At 44.6% G+C, this 18,343-nt stretch carries 16 protein-coding genes; 8 read left to right on the forward strand and 8 right to left on the reverse strand.

The features are described 5' to 3' along the window. Window positions 1-73 precede the first annotated feature (73 nt). From LG330_RS13515 to LG330_RS13525, 3 genes are all read right to left on the reverse strand, one after another. A complete protein-coding gene (locus LG330_RS13515) occupies window positions 74-1,252 on the reverse strand; it encodes an acetyl-CoA C-acetyltransferase (RefSeq protein ID WP_404409611.1) in 1,179 nt (392 codons plus the stop codon). A 371-nt stretch (window positions 1,253-1,623) separates the two neighbouring features. Then, entirely contained in the window at window positions 1,624-4,002 is a 2,379-nt protein-coding gene (locus LG330_RS13520; RefSeq protein WP_404404643.1) for a 3-hydroxyacyl-CoA dehydrogenase/enoyl-CoA hydratase family protein, read from the reverse strand. A gap of 321 nt (window positions 4,003-4,323) precedes the next feature. After that, complete coding sequence (locus tag LG330_RS13525) at window positions 4,324-5,241, reverse strand: proline dehydrogenase family protein (protein WP_404404645.1); 918 nt, start codon at window positions 5,239-5,241, stop codon at window positions 4,324-4,326. Between the two features lie 177 nt (window positions 5,242-5,418). Between LG330_RS13525 and LG330_RS13530 the strand changes: the two genes are divergently transcribed. Continuing rightward, on the forward strand, window positions 5,419-5,625 hold the full coding sequence (locus LG330_RS13530; protein ID WP_404404647.1) for a hypothetical protein: 207 nt from the start codon (window positions 5,419-5,421) through the stop codon (window positions 5,623-5,625). Between the two features lie 24 nt (window positions 5,626-5,649). Continuing rightward, the gene (locus LG330_RS13535; RefSeq protein WP_404404649.1) at window positions 5,650-5,943 is read left to right on the forward strand and encodes a spore coat protein; all 294 of its coding nucleotides are present in this window, start codon (window positions 5,650-5,652) and stop codon (window positions 5,941-5,943) included. A gap of 53 nt (window positions 5,944-5,996) precedes the next feature. Here the strand turns inward: LG330_RS13535 and LG330_RS13540 are convergent, their stop codons facing one another. Then, window positions 5,997-6,248 (reverse strand): DUF2573 family protein, encoded by a 252-nt coding sequence (locus tag LG330_RS13540; RefSeq protein ID WP_404404651.1) that lies wholly within the window; start codon window positions 6,246-6,248, stop codon window positions 5,997-5,999. A 230-nt stretch (window positions 6,249-6,478) separates the two neighbouring features. Beyond that, window positions 6,479-7,300 (reverse strand): ABC transporter ATP-binding protein, encoded by an 822-nt coding sequence (locus tag LG330_RS13545; protein WP_404404653.1) that lies wholly within the window; start codon window positions 7,298-7,300, stop codon window positions 6,479-6,481. A 351-nt stretch (window positions 7,301-7,651) separates the two neighbouring features. Here LG330_RS13545 and LG330_RS13550 point away from each other — a divergent pair, with 351 nt between their 5' ends. The 4 genes from LG330_RS13550 (at window position 7,652) to LG330_RS13565 (ending at window position 13,339) form a co-directional block, all read left to right on the forward strand. Beyond that, window positions 7,652-7,969: a thioredoxin family protein gene (locus LG330_RS13550; protein ID WP_404404655.1), complete on the forward strand. Its 318-nt coding sequence runs from the start codon at window positions 7,652-7,654 to the stop codon at window positions 7,967-7,969. A gap of 18 nt (window positions 7,970-7,987) precedes the next feature. Next, on the forward strand, window positions 7,988-8,740 hold the full coding sequence (locus tag LG330_RS13555) for an HAD family hydrolase (RefSeq protein WP_404404657.1): 753 nt from the start codon (window positions 7,988-7,990) through the stop codon (window positions 8,738-8,740). A gap of 360 nt (window positions 8,741-9,100) precedes the next feature. After that, on the forward strand, window positions 9,101-12,178 hold the full coding sequence (locus LG330_RS13560; protein WP_404404659.1) for an efflux RND transporter permease subunit: 3,078 nt from the start codon (window positions 9,101-9,103) through the stop codon (window positions 12,176-12,178). A 120-nt stretch (window positions 12,179-12,298) separates the two neighbouring features. Continuing rightward, window positions 12,299-13,339 carry an SDR family NAD(P)-dependent oxidoreductase gene (locus LG330_RS13565; protein ID WP_404404661.1) on the forward strand — a complete coding sequence of 347 codons (1,041 nt, stop codon included), beginning with the start codon at window positions 12,299-12,301 and terminating at the stop codon, window positions 13,337-13,339. A 33-nt stretch (window positions 13,340-13,372) separates the two neighbouring features. Here the strand turns inward: LG330_RS13565 and LG330_RS13570 are convergent, their stop codons facing one another. Together LG330_RS13570 and ilvD are read right to left on the reverse strand one after the other, a co-directional pair. After that, window positions 13,373-14,074 carry a DsbA family oxidoreductase gene (locus LG330_RS13570; RefSeq protein ID WP_404404663.1) on the reverse strand — a complete coding sequence of 234 codons (702 nt, stop codon included), beginning with the start codon at window positions 14,072-14,074 and terminating at the stop codon, window positions 13,373-13,375. Window positions 14,075-14,578: 504 nt separating this feature from the next. After that, window positions 14,579-16,276, reverse strand: coding sequence for a dihydroxy-acid dehydratase (ilvD, locus tag LG330_RS13575; RefSeq protein WP_404404665.1), 1,698 nt, complete (start codon window positions 16,274-16,276; stop codon window positions 14,579-14,581). A 231-nt stretch (window positions 16,277-16,507) separates the two neighbouring features. Between ilvD and LG330_RS13580 the strand changes: the two genes are divergently transcribed. Beyond that, the gene (locus LG330_RS13580; protein ID WP_404404667.1) at window positions 16,508-16,909 is read left to right on the forward strand and encodes a secondary thiamine-phosphate synthase enzyme YjbQ; all 402 of its coding nucleotides are present in this window, start codon (window positions 16,508-16,510) and stop codon (window positions 16,907-16,909) included. 12 nt (window positions 16,910-16,921) lie between these two features. Further along, window positions 16,922-17,821, forward strand: coding sequence for a DMT family transporter (locus LG330_RS13585; protein WP_404404669.1), 900 nt, complete (start codon window positions 16,922-16,924; stop codon window positions 17,819-17,821). Window positions 17,822-17,856: 35 nt separating this feature from the next. Here the strand turns inward: LG330_RS13585 and LG330_RS13590 are convergent, their stop codons facing one another. After that, window positions 17,857-18,231: a PilZ domain-containing protein gene (locus LG330_RS13590; protein ID WP_404409613.1), complete on the reverse strand. Its 375-nt coding sequence runs from the start codon at window positions 18,229-18,231 to the stop codon at window positions 17,857-17,859. Window positions 18,232-18,343: the final 112 nt, after the last annotated feature.

Below are 18,343 nucleotides of genomic sequence, written 5' to 3' on the forward strand. Positions count from 1 at the left end.
GGCGAGGAGGCTCAGCAACAACCGTCCGGAAAGCGTCCGCCTGAAGCGGAGTGAGCAGCCGGTCTATGGAAAGTTAATTAATCATTTCAAAGACGCCTGCTGCGCCCATTCCGCCGCCGATACACATTGTAACTACACCGAATTGCTGTTGTCTGCGCTTTAGTTCATGAAGCAGTGACAAAGTCAGCTTTGTTCCTGTACAGCCCAGTGGGTGACCAAGTGCGATCGCACCACCGTTTACATTAACAATCTCTTCATTCAGGCCAAGCTGTCTGATGACCTGGATTGACTGAGAAGCAAAGGCTTCATTCAGCTCGAACAGGTCAATATCAGATAGAGAAAGTCCTGCAAGCTTCAACGCTTTTGGAATCGCTTCAACCGGTCCGACACCCATGATCTCAGGTGGCACGCCGCCTACTGCAAATGAACGGAACTTAGCGATTGGCTTTAGTCCAAGTGATTCTGCTTTTTCGCGCTCCATCACCATGACAGCTGCAGCCCCGTCACTTGTCTGTGACGCATTACCCGCTGTTACTGACCCGGTCATTGAGAACGCCGGACGAAGTTTACCAAGGGATTCTACTGAGGAGTCAGGGCGTACGCCTTCGTCTCTTGAGAATGTAAAAGTCTCTTCTTTCAGCTTATGATCTTTCCCAACTGTTCGGCGTGTCACTTCCACCGGCACGATCTCTTCATCAAATACGCCGCCGTGAACCGCTTTAGCTGCTTTTTGATGACTTCTGACAGCAAATGCATCCTGGTCTTCACGCGAGATGCCGAATTTCTTCGCCACTTCCTCCGCTGTGTGACCCATGCTCATATAATATTCAGGCATTTCTTCTGCGATTTTTGAGTTCGGCCGCACTGTATGACCCATCATTGGAACAAGACTCATTGATTCTGCTCCGCCGGCGATAATTGTATCTGCATGGCCAAGCATAATCCGCTCTGCACCATATGCAATTGACTGAAGGCCGGATGAGCAATAGCGGTTAATTGTGATCGCCGGTACTGTGTAGTTCAGTCCTGCAAGTGCACCGATATTACGCGCCATGTTCATACCCTGTTCCGCTTCCGGCATTGCACAGCCGAAAATCAGATCATCAATTTCCCCGTCATAGTTTCCTGCACGCTTCAATGTTTCTCTGACAGCAAGTGCGCCCAAATCATCCGGACGTACATGAGCCAGCGATCCTTTTTTTGCTTTACCGACCGGAGTTCTCGCTCCGGCAACGATTACTGCTTCACGCATAATGCTCCCCCTTAAATGCTGGTGTGGTTTTTCAAAACCGTCGATTTCCGCTTCAAGGGGACGCTTTCCGCGGCCGGGCGGTGAGCCCGCAGGCTTCGCCATGGCCTCACACGTCCCTACCTGCCACAGGAGTCGCCCCTTACGCTACAATCGACTAAATGATTTATCCAAATAAGATTGTTATTCGTAATCTGTATGCTGAATCGTAAAGTTATTTCACTCTATTAGCTGTTGATCTTCGTTACGGACGGAGACTCCTGCGTCATAGGAGCGGTGAGACCCTGGAGACGCAAAGCATCGGAAGGGGCTCACCGCGCGGACGCGGAAAGCGTAGTCCTCCACGGAAATCAACAGCGGTTATTAACTACAAATTAGTTACGCAGCGGCTTTCCTTTTACAAGCATGTGCTGCATGCGCTGTTGTGATTTAGGCTGTTCGATCAGGCTGAGGAATGCTTCTCTTTCAAGCTGAAGCAGATATTCTTCATCCACTTCTGTTCCATAAGGTACTTTTCCGCCTGCGATCACGTATGCGAGTTTCTTAGCAATTTTCAGATCGTGCTCTGAGATAAACCCTGACTGATACATCGACTGTGCACCAAGAAGCAATGTTGCGTATCCCGGCTCCCCGACAACTGGCACCTTCTTCTTCACAGGCTGCGTATAGTTTTCAGCTAGATGAAGGACTGCCTGCTTCGCGTCATAGATCAAATGGTCTCCGTTCACACTGATGCCGTCAGACTGGCTCAGGAAGTTATAGTCTCTCGCTTCAGCTGCAGAAGTTGAAACTTTCGCCATGGCGATCATTTCGAACACCTTGTTTGCTACTTTCTGAAGATCGAAGTCTACACCTTTTGGCAGGCTGTTGTAGTAATTCAGGTAAAGTTCTTTGTTGCCTCCTCCACCCGGGATGAGTCCAACGCCAACTTCCACAAGACCCATATACGTTTCAGCGGACGCCTGAATATGGTCAGCCGGCAGACAAACCTCTGTTCCACCGCCTAATGTCATGCCAAACGGCGCAGCCACAACCGGGAATGAGCTGTATTTCAGCTTCATCATTGCCTGCTGGAAGTGCTTGACGACCATATCAATTTCAAAAATATTATCATCCTGTGCTTCCATCAGGATCATCGCAAGGTTTGCACCAACACAAAAGTTTTTACCCTGGTTGCCGATCACAAGACCTTTATAATTTTTAGATACTTCATCTACTGCGTAATTGATCATCTGGGTAATATCCATACCAATCGCATTGTTAGGAGAAGTAAATTCAAGCAGCGCTACGCCATCTCCAAGATCAATCAGGCTTGCACCTGAGTTTTTCTTAATGACACCGTTTCTTTTCTTCAGACGCTTCAGGTTGATTACTTTTTCGTTTTCTTCAACCGGATGATATGAACCGTTATGATAGAAGAAAAGGTCACCATTTTCTTCTTTATAGAATGAATCATGGCCTTTTGCGATCATGTTTTCTACCCATTCAGGTACGTTCAGCCCTTCAGCCTTCATGCGCTCAACTGATTTTGCTACGCCGATTGCATCCCACGTTTCAAATGGTCCTTTATCCCAGCCGAAGCCCCATTTCATTGCCTGGTCAATACCTGTGATATCGTCAGCAATTTCACCATTTAGCTCAGCTGAATAAACGAGCACCGGTGAAAGGATGGACCAGAGCAATTCTGATGCACGGTCTTTTCCGTATACGAGCGTCTTCATCTTGCCTGAGAAGCCTTTTTCCTGCTTAGCCATCTCAACTGAAGCTGCCTTCAACTTACCGCGCGTTTCATATTCAAGCGTCTCAGGGTTTAACTGAAGAATTTCTTTTCCTTCTTTCTTAAAGAAGCCCTGACCTGATTTGCTGCCAAGCCAGCCGTTATCACGCATTTTCAGCATAAAGTCCGGCACTTCAAATACTTCCTTTTCCTGACCTTCCACCTGATCGTAGACGTTTTTCGCTACATGGATAAATGTATCAAGTCCAACAACGTCAAGCGTTCTGAAAGTGGCACTCTTCGGACGGCCGATTAATGGGCCTGTTACCGAATCAACTTCACCAACGCTGTAGCCGCCTTTCAGCATTTCTTTTACAGTCACCAGTAAACCATATGTTCCAATTCTGTTCGCAATAAAGTTAGGCGTATCCTTTGCAAACACGACCCCTTTACCAAGCGTGTCTTCTCCAAATGTCTTCATGAACTGAACAACTTCCGGGTCTGTTGACTGAGCTGGAATCACTTCAAGAAGCTTCAGGTAACGCGGCGGGTTGAAAAAGTGTGTCCCAAGAAAGTGCTTACTGAAATCCTCAGATCTGCCTTCTACCATTGCTTCTATTGAAATACCTGATGTGTTCGAACTTACAATACTGCCAGGCTTTCGATACTGATCTACTTTTTCAAATACTTTCTTTTTAACATCAAGGTTTTCGACAACCACTTCAATGATCCAGTCGGCTTCACCAAGCTGGTCCATGTGGTCATCCAGGTTACCTGCTGTAATGAGTGCTGCATGGGATTTTGATGATAGTGGTGCAGGCTTTTGTTTAAATAGTTTTTGTACAGCTCCCTGACTCAGGCGGTTTCTGACCTGTGGACTTTCAAGCGTCAGCCCTTTTGCCTGTTCCGCTTCTGTTAATTCCTTTGGAACGATGTCCAGCAGAAGCGATGGAATACCGATATTTGCAAGGTGGGCAGCAATGCCTGACCCCATGACACCCGAGCCGATTACTACTGCTTTTTGAATGTGTCTCATCTGTTAAAGATCCCCCTTTGAACTGAATCCGTAATTTTTGAATGAATACTCATTCATTTTACGGCAAAAAAATATAAGAAAATTCTCTACATTTCTATCTTAATAAAGTTTTCAGAATAAAGCAACAGAAAATTAGAAGCGCTTTCATAAAATCATGGAAAAATTTTCAGCATGTAATTTTGGGTGTGAGGGGCAGGGTTGTACCTTTTATTGGCCGGGATGTAGCAATAGGGATTTAGGTTGTCGCGATACACCCTCAAAACTTGTTTCACTCCACCAGCACAATCAAAAAGACTGCCCAAAATCTGGGCAGTCTCACGTTTATTTACTGATAATCCCTTTTGCCACAAACGCCACATTCTGCGGGCGTTCTGCAAGGCGGCGCATAAAGTAGCCGTACCAGTCAGTACCAAATGGCGTGTACACACGCATTTTATAGCCCTGCTTATGTAACTCTCTCTGGCGTTCTTCGCGAATGCCGTAAAGCATCTGGAATTCAAATTGGTCCTTTGAAATCCCATTCTTTTCAACAAGCATCAATGTATAGTCAATGATTGCATCATCATGTGTGGCAACAGCTGTGTAGTTACCATTTAATAAATGCATTTCAATGATCTTTTTGAAGTTTTCATCTACATCTCTTTTTTCAGGAAATGCTACTTCAGATGATTCCTTGTAAGCCCCTTTTACAAGTCGCAGGTTTGGAGAGAATTCATTCAGCATTTTCATATCTTCTTCCGTCCGGTAAAGGTAGGCCTGGATCACTGTGCCGATGTTATCATATTCTGATTTTAGCTGTGTGAACACGCCGAGCGTTTTACCGCATCGCTTATAGTCTTCCATATCAATTGTGACAAAAACACCGTGCTCAGTTGCCGCATCAAGGATTCTTCTCATATTTTCAAGGACAATCTCCTCTGAGAGATCAAGCCCTAAAGATGTCAGTTTAAGTGAAAGCTCTGAGTCCAGATTGTTTGTACCGATTGCTCGGACGGCTTCAATACAAAGCTCTGTGATTTCTTCTGCCTCCTGCTCATTATCTACAAATTCACCGAGACAATCGAGGGTTACACAAAGACCTTCTTCGTTCAGTTCTTTAATTGTTTTTACTGCCTGTTCAACTGTTTCTCCTGCAACGAATCTGTTAGCACCAAACTTTAAACCATACTGCTTAGCTGCTTTCGTCATCGGTTTGTTAGAAGATAAGAATAAAAAGAAATCACGCATCACTTTTTCCATGATGACAAACCCCCTGAATCATAAATTTTGCAACCGCTTTCTATTTTTCTAAAATAAAGAATACTTTAGCGGACTAGCATAATCTTATCATGCCATTCAGCATTTGAATACAAAAATCGACGCATGTATTTCCAAAACCTGCACAACATAATGTTGACGAAAAAGGAGGCGAAAAATATGACGCAGCAACAACTGTCAACAAAAGACCTTTTATACTTAAAAGACGTACTTGAATGGAATCTGCTGGCTGCAAAGAAAGCACATTTTGCAGCTTCCCAGTGCACAACACCACAGTTAAAAACCATGTTTGAATCATGCTGCACGATGCACAAGAATCACTATGAGAAAACGTCTGCTTTCCTGTCAGGTCAGCCGCTTCAATAAACTAAATACTCAGGAGGAATTTCAATGCAGGACATTCAACAGACTGCCACAATGTCTGAAAAAGACTGGGCAACTGATCTTCTTATTTTAGAAAAACATCTGGCTGTCAGTTACAGCGTTGCTTCTAATGAAGCGAGTACTAATCAGCTTTTTCAGTTTCTACAGTCAGTTCTGAACGAAACATCAAGACAGCAGCACACGCTCTACAGTTATATGGAGCAGCAAAACTGGTACAATCCTGCTCAGGAGACACCTGTTAATATTCAGAAAGCTGCCAGTCAGGCACAGTCAGATAAAAGTCAGCTGCCTGTTCATTAAAAGTCTGAAAAGCCGAAAAGTGTGTAGGCACTTTCCGGCTTTTTTATGCAATTTTAATCTTCCTGATCCTTGTTTTCAGCTCTTACGGCTTTATTCTTTTGTTGAATTTCTCTTACAATTCTTTTCATTTCCTCTTTACCTTCAGGATAGAGGCTATTCCAGTGTCTTGCGAGTGCCGGCATGGTTTTTGCAATATGATTGTAGAGCACATACATTTTAATTTCTTCTATTGATTGTTCAGATGTGTCACCTGTTAACAATTCAGCATATTTTTCTACCATTGCATCCATTTTTTCATTCATCATTGTACTTACATCCCTTCCCTGTTTAGTTTTATTTAATCGTCATTTGGTAAATTGATGTTAATTGAATCATGCTTTTAAAAGTTGGCTTGTGATTTACGCTTTAGGGTGGGGGCTTTCAGCGGCCGTCCGGCGACCCTTCCCATTCCAATTATCTGCTGTGCAATCACATTTACGGGCTGTTTACAATGATCATAAAAACAAAAACCGCCTAAGGGTAGACGGTTTTCAGATTATGACACTGCGTCTGCAGTCGTTTTTGTTTCCTGAACGATGCATCGGCCTCTGCCGTGCGGGATGCATAGCGGTGTGCCGAACAATGGGTCAGTTGTAACCTGGCAGTTCATTTCAAATACGTGTCTGACAAGGTCGCAGCTGATGACTTCTTCAGGTTTCCCCTGGCTGTATACTTTACGGTCTTTCACTGCGATCAGGTTATGGGCGTATCTGCATGCAAGATTCAAATCGTGAAGCACCATCACAATTGTACGGTTTTCACGTTCATTTAATTCAAATAATAAATCCAGAATTTCAATCTGGTGTGTCATATCTAAGTAAGTCGTTGGTTCATCAAGTAAAATCAGGTCTGTGTCCTGTGCAAGTGTCATGGCGATCCACGCACGCTGGCGCTGTCCGCCTGACAGTTCATCCACAAAACGTCCCTGAAGCTCTGACATGCCTGTTGCTTCTAGTGCACTGTTCACAGCTTCTTCGTCCTTTTTAGACCATTGCTGTAAAAAGCCCTGATAAGGATATCTCCCCTGCTTCACAAGCTGCAGGACAGTCAGGCCTTCAGGTGCAACGGGTGATTGCGGCAGAATCGCCATTTCCTGGGCTACTTTACGGGATGAATAGCGATTGATTTCTTTACCATTAAGTAAGACATCACCATTCTGAGGCTTCAGCAGGCGGGCCATTGAGCGCAGCAGCGTTGACTTACCGCAGCCGTTCCCCCCAATCAGAACAGAAATTTCTCCCTTTGGAATGGTCAGATCAAGCTCTTCTATAATAACGGAATCTCCGTATCCTAATGTTAATGACTGTGTCTTTAGCATCTCATCCGAACTCCTTTAGTTTCCTTCGCAGGCTTCAGCAACTTCTCTCCTATTCAGTCTAGCCTCTTTTAAAGATTCAGTCAATGACTTTGAGAATCATTATCAGTAAATTTATAGAGTTTTATCAAAGACAATATTAGTTTTCCTAAGATGGTGATTTACGTTTCAGGAGGCGACTCCGGGACGATTAGTTGGAAGCTGAGACCCCGCAGCCAAAGGCGAGGAGGCTCAGCAACAACCGTCCGGAAAGCGTCCCCCTGAAACGTAAATCACCAGCCAGCTTATATAAAACATATTATTTTTGCGTTTTCATTAAAAAACTCTTATGATTCCTTTATGGAGGGATGAACTATGCAAGGAATTAAAAATAACGATCAATTTAGAGAAACGGTGAATCAGGATGAACCTGTCATTGTAAAGTTTACAGCAGACTGGTGTCCTGACTGCCGCAGAATGGATATGTTCATTGATGAGATCATGGACACTTACAATGAATACGGCTGGTATGAGCTGAACCGTGATGAACTGCCTGAGATTGCAGATGAACAGGAAGTCATGGGGATTCCAAGCCTGCTAATTTTTAAAAATGGTGAAAAGAAAGCACACCTTCATTCAGCTAATGCGAAAAGTCCTGAACAAGTAAAGGAATTTCTGGACGCGCAAAAGTAACCAGAGGAGAGATCAGCTATGACATCCAGAACGATTCAGGTCGGTGAAACCCCTGTTTCAGCTTCAGTCGTCGCTTTCGACAAGGATGGCACGCTGTTCCAGGCAGAACCCTTTTGGAAAGCTTTAAATAAAGAAAGGAAAAAGCGCTTCGTCTCCATGACTGGTCTCCACCACGGTGAAGAATGGGACCGGATTATGGGTGTAAATGAGACTGGCGTAGATCATAGCGGTCTTTTGGCAGTCGCAAGTGAGGCTGAAGAAAAAACAGTCATTGCTGCACTGCTCTACCAATATACCGGCAAGCCCTGGATCGAATCTCTGGCGCTTGCTGACAAGCTGCTTGATGAAAGTAATCAATCTTTAAATATCAAAGAAGCCTTTATTCCTGTAAAAGGGGCCACTGAGCTTCTGCATGATTTGAAACAAGCAGGATACTTAGTCGGAATCGCCACTTCTGATAATAAAGAACGGGCAGCTGCGTGTATGAAATTACTCGGTTTTCATGATGCAGACTTTATCGTAACACCTGAAAATGTGTCTCACGGTAAACCCGCTCCTGATATGCTTGAGAAAATCTGCCGTGATTTTACTGTGCCGCCTGAAGAAGTATTAATGGTCGGTGACAGTATCGTGGACTGTATGATGGCAAGAGCGGCTGGCTGCAAATCAATTGCTGTGAATGAAAATCCTGAACTGCTTGAAGAGCTGTCACAGACTGCTGACTTCTGTCTTGCGAGCGTAGCAGATATTATTATTAAATGGGAATCATAATTATTTTTAATGTAGAGCATATTCTGATGAATGTGCTCTTTTTTTGTGCAAAAATCTGACCTCATGATGCTAACTCGGCGGTTTACCGGCTTCAAGTGACGGGATAGCTACTTCAACTGGGAACATACCTACTTCAACTTGTTGGAGTCCCTACTTCAAACTGATGGGTCACCTACCTCAACCGACCGTATACCTACTTCAACCCAAAAATCACCTGAATTAATCACCTCCACACTCCCCCCCAACACTCCAATCTTCTTTAAAAATACCCTTTTACACATCCGAGCATCTTCATTCTTGACACAACTGTCGGTTTTGTGAAAAAGTTAGTTTATTGATAGAACAATTGGAGGTGCAACCATGTTTGAATGGGTGCTGAAAAGATCAAAAATATTCATGATTTTATTTGTATTATTCCTCATTGTCGGTGTGCTGACGTTCCTTCAGCTGCCGCAGCGTGAAATTCCCGAGACGTCCATTAACATTTCGACGATCTCCACTCCGTACCCTGGTGCGACACCGGAAACGGTTGAGCGGACGGTTACAAATCCGATTGAAAGAAACCTTGATGGTCTTGATGAAATTGACAGTATTTCCTCATCTTCTGCTGCTGGGTTCTCTCAAATCATTGTGACTCTGACAGACGGAGCTGATCAGCAGGAAACATTATCTGCGATCAGACAGGAGGTTTCAGATGCCGGCGCTTCCTTCCCGGAAGAAGTGCTTGAGCCGACTGTCAGTGAAGCGGCTGCCAATTTCCCCGTAACTTCCTATATGCTGACTGCTGACAGCCGTGAAGATTTTGAGGGCCTCAGAAGCGTGATGGATACGTGGGAAGAAGAGCTCACAGCGGTTCCCGGTATTTCAAGCGTCACTGTAAAAGGCGTGCAGGAAGAAGAAATTATACTTACATTAAACAGTGAAGACCTTGGGGAAAATGGACTTGCTTTCCCGCAGGTGCTTACAGCAATTGAAGAAGAATTCAATCCGGTACCGCTTGGCAAACAGGAGGCTGACGGCACCATTTACCAGCTTGCAATTGAATCTTACAGTTCTGTAGATGAAATGGAGCAGGTTGTAATCGGTCAGAATCCACAGGGTGAATCTATTCTGCTGTCAGATGTTGGAACTGTTGAGATCCAGCCAAAACAGACAGAGGATCTGATTACATTAAACGGACAGCCTGCTGTATCAGTTACAACTTACTTAGAATCAGGTGAAGATATTCCTTCAGTCAATGAAGCAGTAGATGAAAAAATCGCTGAGCTTGTACCGCTTTTACCTGAAGAAATTACATTTGAATCATATTACTCTCAGGCAAACCTGGTAAATGATATTTTCCAGGGACTATTCTTCTCGCTTGCAATTGCAGTACTCGCAGTTATTGTGACAAGCTCACTCGGTCTGACTGCCGGCGGTGCGATTGTTGTGGCGATTGCCGTACCAATGTCTGTATTAATGGGGATTATCCCGCTCCCGGGTGCAGGGGTTGACCTGAACCAGATTTCAGTGATCGGGGTGATCATCGCACTCGGTATCCTGGTCGATGATTCCATTGTAGTGAATGATAATATCCAGCGACGATTCAAACTAGGTGATAAAGCGCTCCCTGGTGTTGTCACCGGTGTGAAGGAAGTTTGGGTATCCATTGTGACTTCCTCACTTGCAATCGTATTTACCTTCCTCCCTCTTGTTTTTTTATCAGGCGGGAACGGTGACTTTATCAGAGCGTTGCCAACAGTACTGATCACCACGATTATTGCATCAACGATCGTTGCATTGCTGCTCGTACCGATGCTCAGATACAGTTTTTACAGAAACACAACTAAAAAAGTGTCAGATTCACCTGGTCTGCTAGGGAAGCCGCTGAATATTCTTGCTGATTTCTATGCAGATAAAGTGTTAAAAAGAACAGCTAAAAAACCTTTATTAACAGGTGCAATCGGCCTGATTGTGACTACTCTATTATTCGGACTGGTTGTCTTAACACCATTTGAATTTTTCCCGGCTGCTGACCGAGAAGAAGTAACGGTGGATGTCACACTTCCGATCGGAACACCGATTGAGGAGACTGAAAGTACGTTACTTGAAATGGCAGATGTACTTGAGCAGGATGAAGGCGTGTATGAAACGTCAGTCTTTGCGGGTACCGGACTGCCGAACCTCTTTAACAGCTCGCTCGATACAACCGGTGACTATACCGGTCAGATTGTTGCAAGAGTGGACCGTGAGAACCAGACGGCCCAGGGACTGATAGAGGACTGGACTGATGAATTAAGAAGTGAGTACCCTGATGCGATTGTGTTCATGAATACGATTGAACAGGGACCGCCTTCAGGTGCACCGGTTACAGTAACTGTAAAAGGACCTGAGCTTGATGAACTCGTTTCGATCCGTGATGAGGTCATGACTCAAATTGAAGATCTTGGTGTAGACCTTGTTCTTGATAACATTGGTGAAGAAGAGCCGGTCATTTCTTACGTACCGGATCGAGGGGCACTTGAAGAGAATAATATTAGTATTCAGACGATCAGCCAGCAGATCAGACTTGTCACAGAAGGAATTCCAATGGCCGCGTTTGACGATGGTGTCACGCAGCGTGACATGAAGCTGCTTGTAGACCCGGTTGAAGAAGGTCAGGACATTCCACTTGATGAGATTGAAGTGCCGTCTGCTTCACAGCAGGAAGGACCGCCGCAGCTGATTCCGCTTTCAGATCTGGTAACAGCTGAAGAAACTTCCCAGCTACAGCGTATTCAGCACGAAAACGGTGAACGCGCGATTACGATTCGCGCATTCCCTGGTGAAGTGGAAGACCTTGAAGCACAAACGACTGACATTGTAGAAGATGTACGCTCTTCGTTAAATGATGATTATTCACTGACAATTGGTGGGGAAAACGAATCACAGGATGACTTCTTCTCAGAAATCATCTTACTATTTACAATCGTGATTTTCCTAGTGTATCTGCTGATTGCATTCCAGTTCAACTCACTGTCACTGCCATTCCTTGTGCTGACAGCAGTGTATCTGGCGATTGCAGGAGCAATACTCGGACTATTTGTAACACAGACCCCGATCAGCTTCCTTGCTGTGATGGGTATGGTTTCACTGACCGGTATCGTTGTCCGGAACTCTGTTGTGTTAATTGACTTTATCGAACAGGGTGTCGCAAACGGGATGAATGTATTGGACGCCGTCATTGAATCAGGACGCGTCAGAATCCGTCCGATTGTACTGACTGCTGTTACTTCGATTGTCGCGCTGATCCCAGTTGCCGTAAGCGGTGATGCGTTATTTACGCCGCTAGCAGTTACGATTATTGCCGGCATTGCGTTCTCAACTTTACTAACATTGATCATTGTACCGATGCTCTATCTTGTATTCCTGCGTTTTAGACGTAAAGGAAAAGAACTGAAGAAGAGCGGTCAATATTAATGTTGCAGAGTCGTCCTTGATGGGCGGCTCTTTTTAATACACTTCTTTCAGCTCAGATTTCAATTCAACTCCCCTCTTTTGATATAATAAGGATCTAATGCTTTTTCAAAGGAGATCACAATGAATATTATGATAACCGGTGCTACAGGCTTTGTAGGTTCAAAGCTTGTACGTTCACTTTTAGATAAAGGTCATACGCTTTACCCGGTCGTACGCAGCGAGCAGAAAATCAATCAGCTGATTGAACAGCTACCTGCTGATCAGACTGACAGAATCCACCCGGTCACAGGTGATATTACACAAACTGATTTCGGTATCAGTGAAACAGATTCTCTTGCTGGTAAAATTGATATCCTTTATCATACAGCTGCCTTTTTATCTTTTGATCCGGCTGATCGTGAGAAGACATTTTTGGCAAATGTGGATGGGACTGTTCACGCACTGGAGCTCGCGGAGAAACTGCAGATCCCTGCCTTTTATCATGTCAGCACAGCTTATACTGCCGGAATTGAAGATATTGCTGAAGAAGAACTTCATTCAAAGGACAGAGTATTTGTAAATGACTATGAGGAAAGTAAGAATCACGCTGAACACCTTGTGTGGAATAAACGCCATGAGTTGAACGTCAGTATTTTCAGGCCTGCGATCATTGTCGGTGATACAAATACCGGCGAGGCTGACACAACATTTGCGCTTTATGGTCTGCTGAAGGCTGTTGCATTACTGAAAAAGCTGATCAGACGCGGTCGTGTTGACGGAGACAGAATGATTAAGCTGTTATGTGATCCGGAAGCTTCAAATAATGTTGTCCCGGTCAATTATGTCGTGGACGTCCTGACAGCCGCTGCCACTCATGCCAAGAGAGATCATATTTATCACATTTCAAATAATGCGGCTCCGGATAATGCAGATGTGATGAAGTGGATTAAGGAACAGAGTGGTGTAGATAACCTGGCTGTTACAGCAGATACGATGGATTTATCTGATGAGGACGCTGTCATTAATGCGCCAATGAGCGTATTCCACTCGTATCTTTCGCGCACGGTTGTTTTTAAGGATGAAAATACGAAGTCTCTATTACAGGATGCCGGCTACCCTGCATTCCAGCTGACAGATGATCAGTACCAGTTTTTAATTAAGACGTATTTTGCACATGCATAACAAAAAGCACGCCGCGATGGCGTGCTTTTTGTGTTAGATATCACATGAATCATCTGTGCAGGCATTCCCCTGTCCGCCAACATTCACAAGCGGTGATTGATTCGTTTCTTCCCATACTTTTTCAAGCGCCTGAGTGAACACTTCATCAGGCTGTGCCCCTGAAATGGCATATTTATTATCGAGTACGAAAAACGGTACGCCTGATACGCCGATTTGTGCAGCCTTCTGAATATCCGCAGTCATCTCTTCTGTGTACTGATCAGATGTAAGGACTTCACGCGCTTTTTCCCCATCAAGACCGGCTTCTTCAGCGATCGCAACAAGCTGATCGTGATCACCAATATGCTTTGATTCAAGGAAATAAGCACTTAACAGTTTTTCAGTCATCTGCTGATCTTTTCCGTGCTCAGCTGCGTAATGAGTCAGTCTGTGTGCATCCTGCGTATTGGTGCGCTTCATTTTTGAAAAGTCGTAATCAAGGCCGACTTCTTTTGCCTGCGCTACAACATTGCTGGTCATTTCAACGGCCTGATCATAGGACATGCCATATTTTTTCGCAAGTGCTGAGATGGTGTCCTCAGATGCGTTTTTCGGGGCATCAGGATCAAGCTGGAAGCTGCGGTAGACGACTTCCACCTGGTCTTTATGTTCAAACTTGTTCAGTGCGCTTTCAAGCTTTCTTTTGCCGATATAGCAAAACGGGCATACGTAATCTGACCATACTTCAATTTTCATCGGTGAATCCCTCCTGAAATGTTCATATTCTTATCTTACATTGTTTAATTTTGTTTATCGAAAGATCTGCCTGTAGGGTTTAAGGTGGCCGGTTGACTTACGCTGCAGGCGGAGGCTTTCCGGGCGGCGGGCGCCAAGCCTCCTCGGCTTCGCCTGTGGGGTCTCGGCTATCCCGCTTTATCGCCCCGGAGTCCCCGCCTTCCGCTTCAGTCAACCTATTCTTATATAATTTGAGACTGCTATACACCTATTTTTTCTCATAAAGTAGATAGGAGAGTTAGATTATAAAATATAGTTCTTTTTTAAAAAGAATGTGGGCTCTTAGAATGAATATCTTAGTGTAGCGAAGCGTAAGGCGGCGACAGCAGGAGAAGTGTGACAGGTGAGACCCCGCAGGCGCGCAGCGTCGAGGAGGCTCACCGCACACCCTGCGGAAAGCGTCCGCCTGGAGCGCAGAGAAACGATTATAAAAGCCAAGACAATATATGTCTTGGCCTCAATAAGTTACTCTTCAAATAAATCTGTTACTGCACCTTTAGATGAAGAAGATACCGTATTTGCGTATTTTGCAAGGATACCGCGCTTGAATTTTGGTTCAGGCTTTTTCCATTCACGGGCACGTTTTTCGAATTCTTCTTCAGAGATCTGCAGGTTAATTTCCTGAGTATCGCTGTCGATTGCGACGATATCTCCATTTTGCAGCAGGCCGATTGGTCCTCCGACTGCTGCTTCCGGTGCGATATGACCGATTACGAAGCCGTGCGAGCCTCCTGAGAAGCGTCCATCTGTCATGAGGGCTACTTTACCGTTCAGCCCGCGTCCGACGATCATCGCCGTGATAGAGAGCATCTCAGGCATACCTGGTCCGCCTTTAGGTCCCACATTACGTATTACGACGACGTCGCCTTCTTTTATCTGGTTATCTTCAATCGCTTTTGTACATTCAGCTTCACTGTCATATACTTTTGCAGGTCCTTCAAAGCGGCTGATTTTCTGTCCGCTCATTTTTGCAACTGCGCCTTCAGGAGCAAGGTTTCCTTTCAGCACAACAAGTGGACCTGTTTTCTTAAGTGGTTCGTTGAATGGTGTAATGACCTGCTGACCTTCTTTTAATGAAGGAACTTCGGCAAGGTTTTCAGCGATTGTTTTACCTGTAACTGTGATGCAGTCGCCGTGAAGCAGGCCTACTTCTAAAAGAAGCTTCATCACTGCCGGTACGCCGCCTGCTTCGTAAAGATCCTGCATGACATATTTACCGCTCGGCTTCAGGTCCGCAATGTGCGGAACGTTCTGACGTACACGCTCAAAGTCATCCATTGTCAGATCCACTTCAGCCGCGTGCGCCATTGCCAGCAGGTGAAGAAATGCATTCGTAGATCCACCAAGTGCCATAACAACTGTAATTGCATTTTCAAACGCTTCTTTTGTCATGATGTCACGCGGATAGATATCCTGCTCAAGCAGTTTTACAACCATTTCCCCTGCCTGTTCACATTCCTGCTCTTTATAATCATTGATTGCAGGTGTTGAAGATGATCCCGGAATACTCATACCAAGTGCTTCAACTGCTGATGCCATTGTGTTCGCTGTATACATACCACCGCATGCACCAGCGCCCGGACAGGCACTGCATTCTACTTTATAAAGCTGTTCTTCATCAATCAGGCCTTCCTGGTACTGACCAACTGCTTCAAATGAAGAAACAATATCAATATCTTTGCCGTCCAGTTTACCCGGCTGGATTGTACCGCCGTATACATAGACAGAAGGAATATTCATACGTGCAATCGCCATGACACAGGCAGGCGTCGTTTTATCACAGCCTCCGATTGCGACTACGCCATCAAGACGTTCTGCATTCGTTACTGTTTCAATAGAATCCGCGATTACTTCACGGCTCGGCAGTGAGTAGAACATTCCTTCATGCCCCATCGCAATCCCGTCAGATACTGTAATCGTGTTAAAAATCATCGGTGCACCACCGCCCGCTTTTGCACCGCTTTTCGCACGCTGGGCAAGCTTATCAATATGTACGTTACACGGCGTCACTTCACTCCATGTACTTGCTATACCAATCATCGGTTTTTTAAAATCTTCATCTGTAAAACCGACAGCGCGAAGCATCGAACGGTTTGGCACTCTGTTGACTCCTTCACTGATGACTTTACTTCTGATTCTTAGATCTTTTTTTGTCGTATCCATCGTGTAACCCTCCTGATGATTTTCCGCTTTACATCGCTGCAGCGAAACGTTTATATAAAGACCATCATACATAGAGATGTGAGGTTCCGCAATAAGAATTCTGAATTTATCAATATTTCTCTATATTTAAACGCTTACATTTTTTTAAAAGCGTCCTTTTGACAGAATATGTGTGTTCTAATAGAAAACTCAACTTTCGTGCGGTACACTATCACTGAAGGAGATGATCAAATGTTTCATACGTTTACAGTGAAAACGCTCAGCCGTGATGAAATGATTGAGATAACACATGAAGTGCAGCAGTGGATCAGCAGTCAGTCGTTTGAAAACGGCATTGCTGTCGTATCATCAAAGCACACAACTGCAGGCATTACCGTAAATGAAAATGCAGATCCTGATGTGAAAACTGATTTTTTGAGAAGGCTGGATGAAGTGTACCCTTGGGATCATCCAAAAGATCGTCATATGGAAGGCAATACTGCATCACATATGAAAGTAAGTACAGTCGGACATGCACAAACAATCCCGGTTCAGCATGGCGAGCTGGTGCTTGGCACATGGCAGGGTATTTATTTCTGTGAATTCGACGGTCCACGCTCGCGTCAGTATACCGTCACACTGATTTCAAGCTAAAAGGAGAACAATATGAGAGCATATGCAGCACTCGGAGGTCTCAGCCTGATCTGGGGCCTTTCGTTTGTATTTATTAAAATTTTGGCAGAATCATCAGGCGTCTGGGGAACGGTTTTTATCAGATGTGCAGCAGGCGCGCTGATTTTATTGCCAATTCTGATTGTACAGTGGAGAAAAATTGAGCGTCCGATTCCGTGGAAGCATCTGATTGTGATCGGGGTTATGAACGCGGCGCTTCCATGGGCACTCATTGCACTGAGCGAAACGAGAATTGCGTCAAATACAGCATCTGTACTGAATGCCACCACTCCGGTTTTTGCAGGATTGATCGGATTTTTTCTATTTAAACAGCGACTAAAACTGCAGCAGTGGATCGGGATACTGATTGGTTTTACAGGCGTGCTCGTGTTAATAGAATTTAAAATAGGCGGGATCTTCGGTTCACAATTTATCGGGGTTGGTACGATGATGCTCGGGGCAATGTGCTATGGGTTCGGTTCTCATTACGTCAGACGCTTTACACCGGCAACCGGTGTTGTGCTACTGTCTGCTACATCTCTGATTACCGGAGCAATTGTTGGTCTTATCATGATGACAATTAACGGGTATAGCGTAATGAATTTTACATACAATACGTCCTTCTGGCTCTCAGCAATTGGGCTTGGCTGCTTTGGTTCAGGGATCGCCTACCTGCTGTTTTATTATATGATCAGGCAGAAATCACCTGAGTTTGCGACGACAGTTACGTACCTTGCACCGGTTTCTGCGATGATCTGGGGCAGTGTCTTACTTAATGAGCCAATTACGCCTTCACTGGTTGGGGGCATGATCATTATTTTTGCAGGAATTTATTATGCAAACCGTAAACCATGGAAGACCTTTAAAAAACGCACTGCGCTTCAGACTGAATAGAAAAAAGAGCGGCACATTAAGCCGCTCTTTTATTTTTAAACTCTCTTTACATATTGCTTCAGCTGCATTACGATATCCTCTTTCACATCATCAGAGGCATAAAAATGAACACCATAGTGAAAATCATCACCACTTACTCTCTTCCATACTAATTCTGCTTTCATTTCATATACCACTTCATTCAGCATAAACTGTAAATGAATTTTAACCGGCTCATCCTGGTTGCTCACAGGCAGATTGAGCTGAGAGCTCATCTTAGTCCCGCTCGGACTCAAATCATGCATCAGGGCCTTCCCCGGGTGGGAATTCACCTCACGACCATGCAGTTCATAAATTTTAAACGCTGCCTCTAACGGCTTTTTGAATGCGAATCTGAAGCTTTCCTTCCGATTGTACCGCAAAGTCCTCACCTCATTCAGAGAAGTCAAAAATAAAACTTTCGTACTACTTATATCGGTTATTTTTTTATATTATGTATCATTAAATTGTGTTTTTGCAAATTGCTGAATATATTTTTTTAAG

The organism is Jeotgalibacillus malaysiensis (assembly GCF_044789845.1).
GTDB lineage: Bacteria > Bacillota > Bacilli > Bacillales > Jeotgalibacillaceae > Jeotgalibacillus > Jeotgalibacillus malaysiensis_A.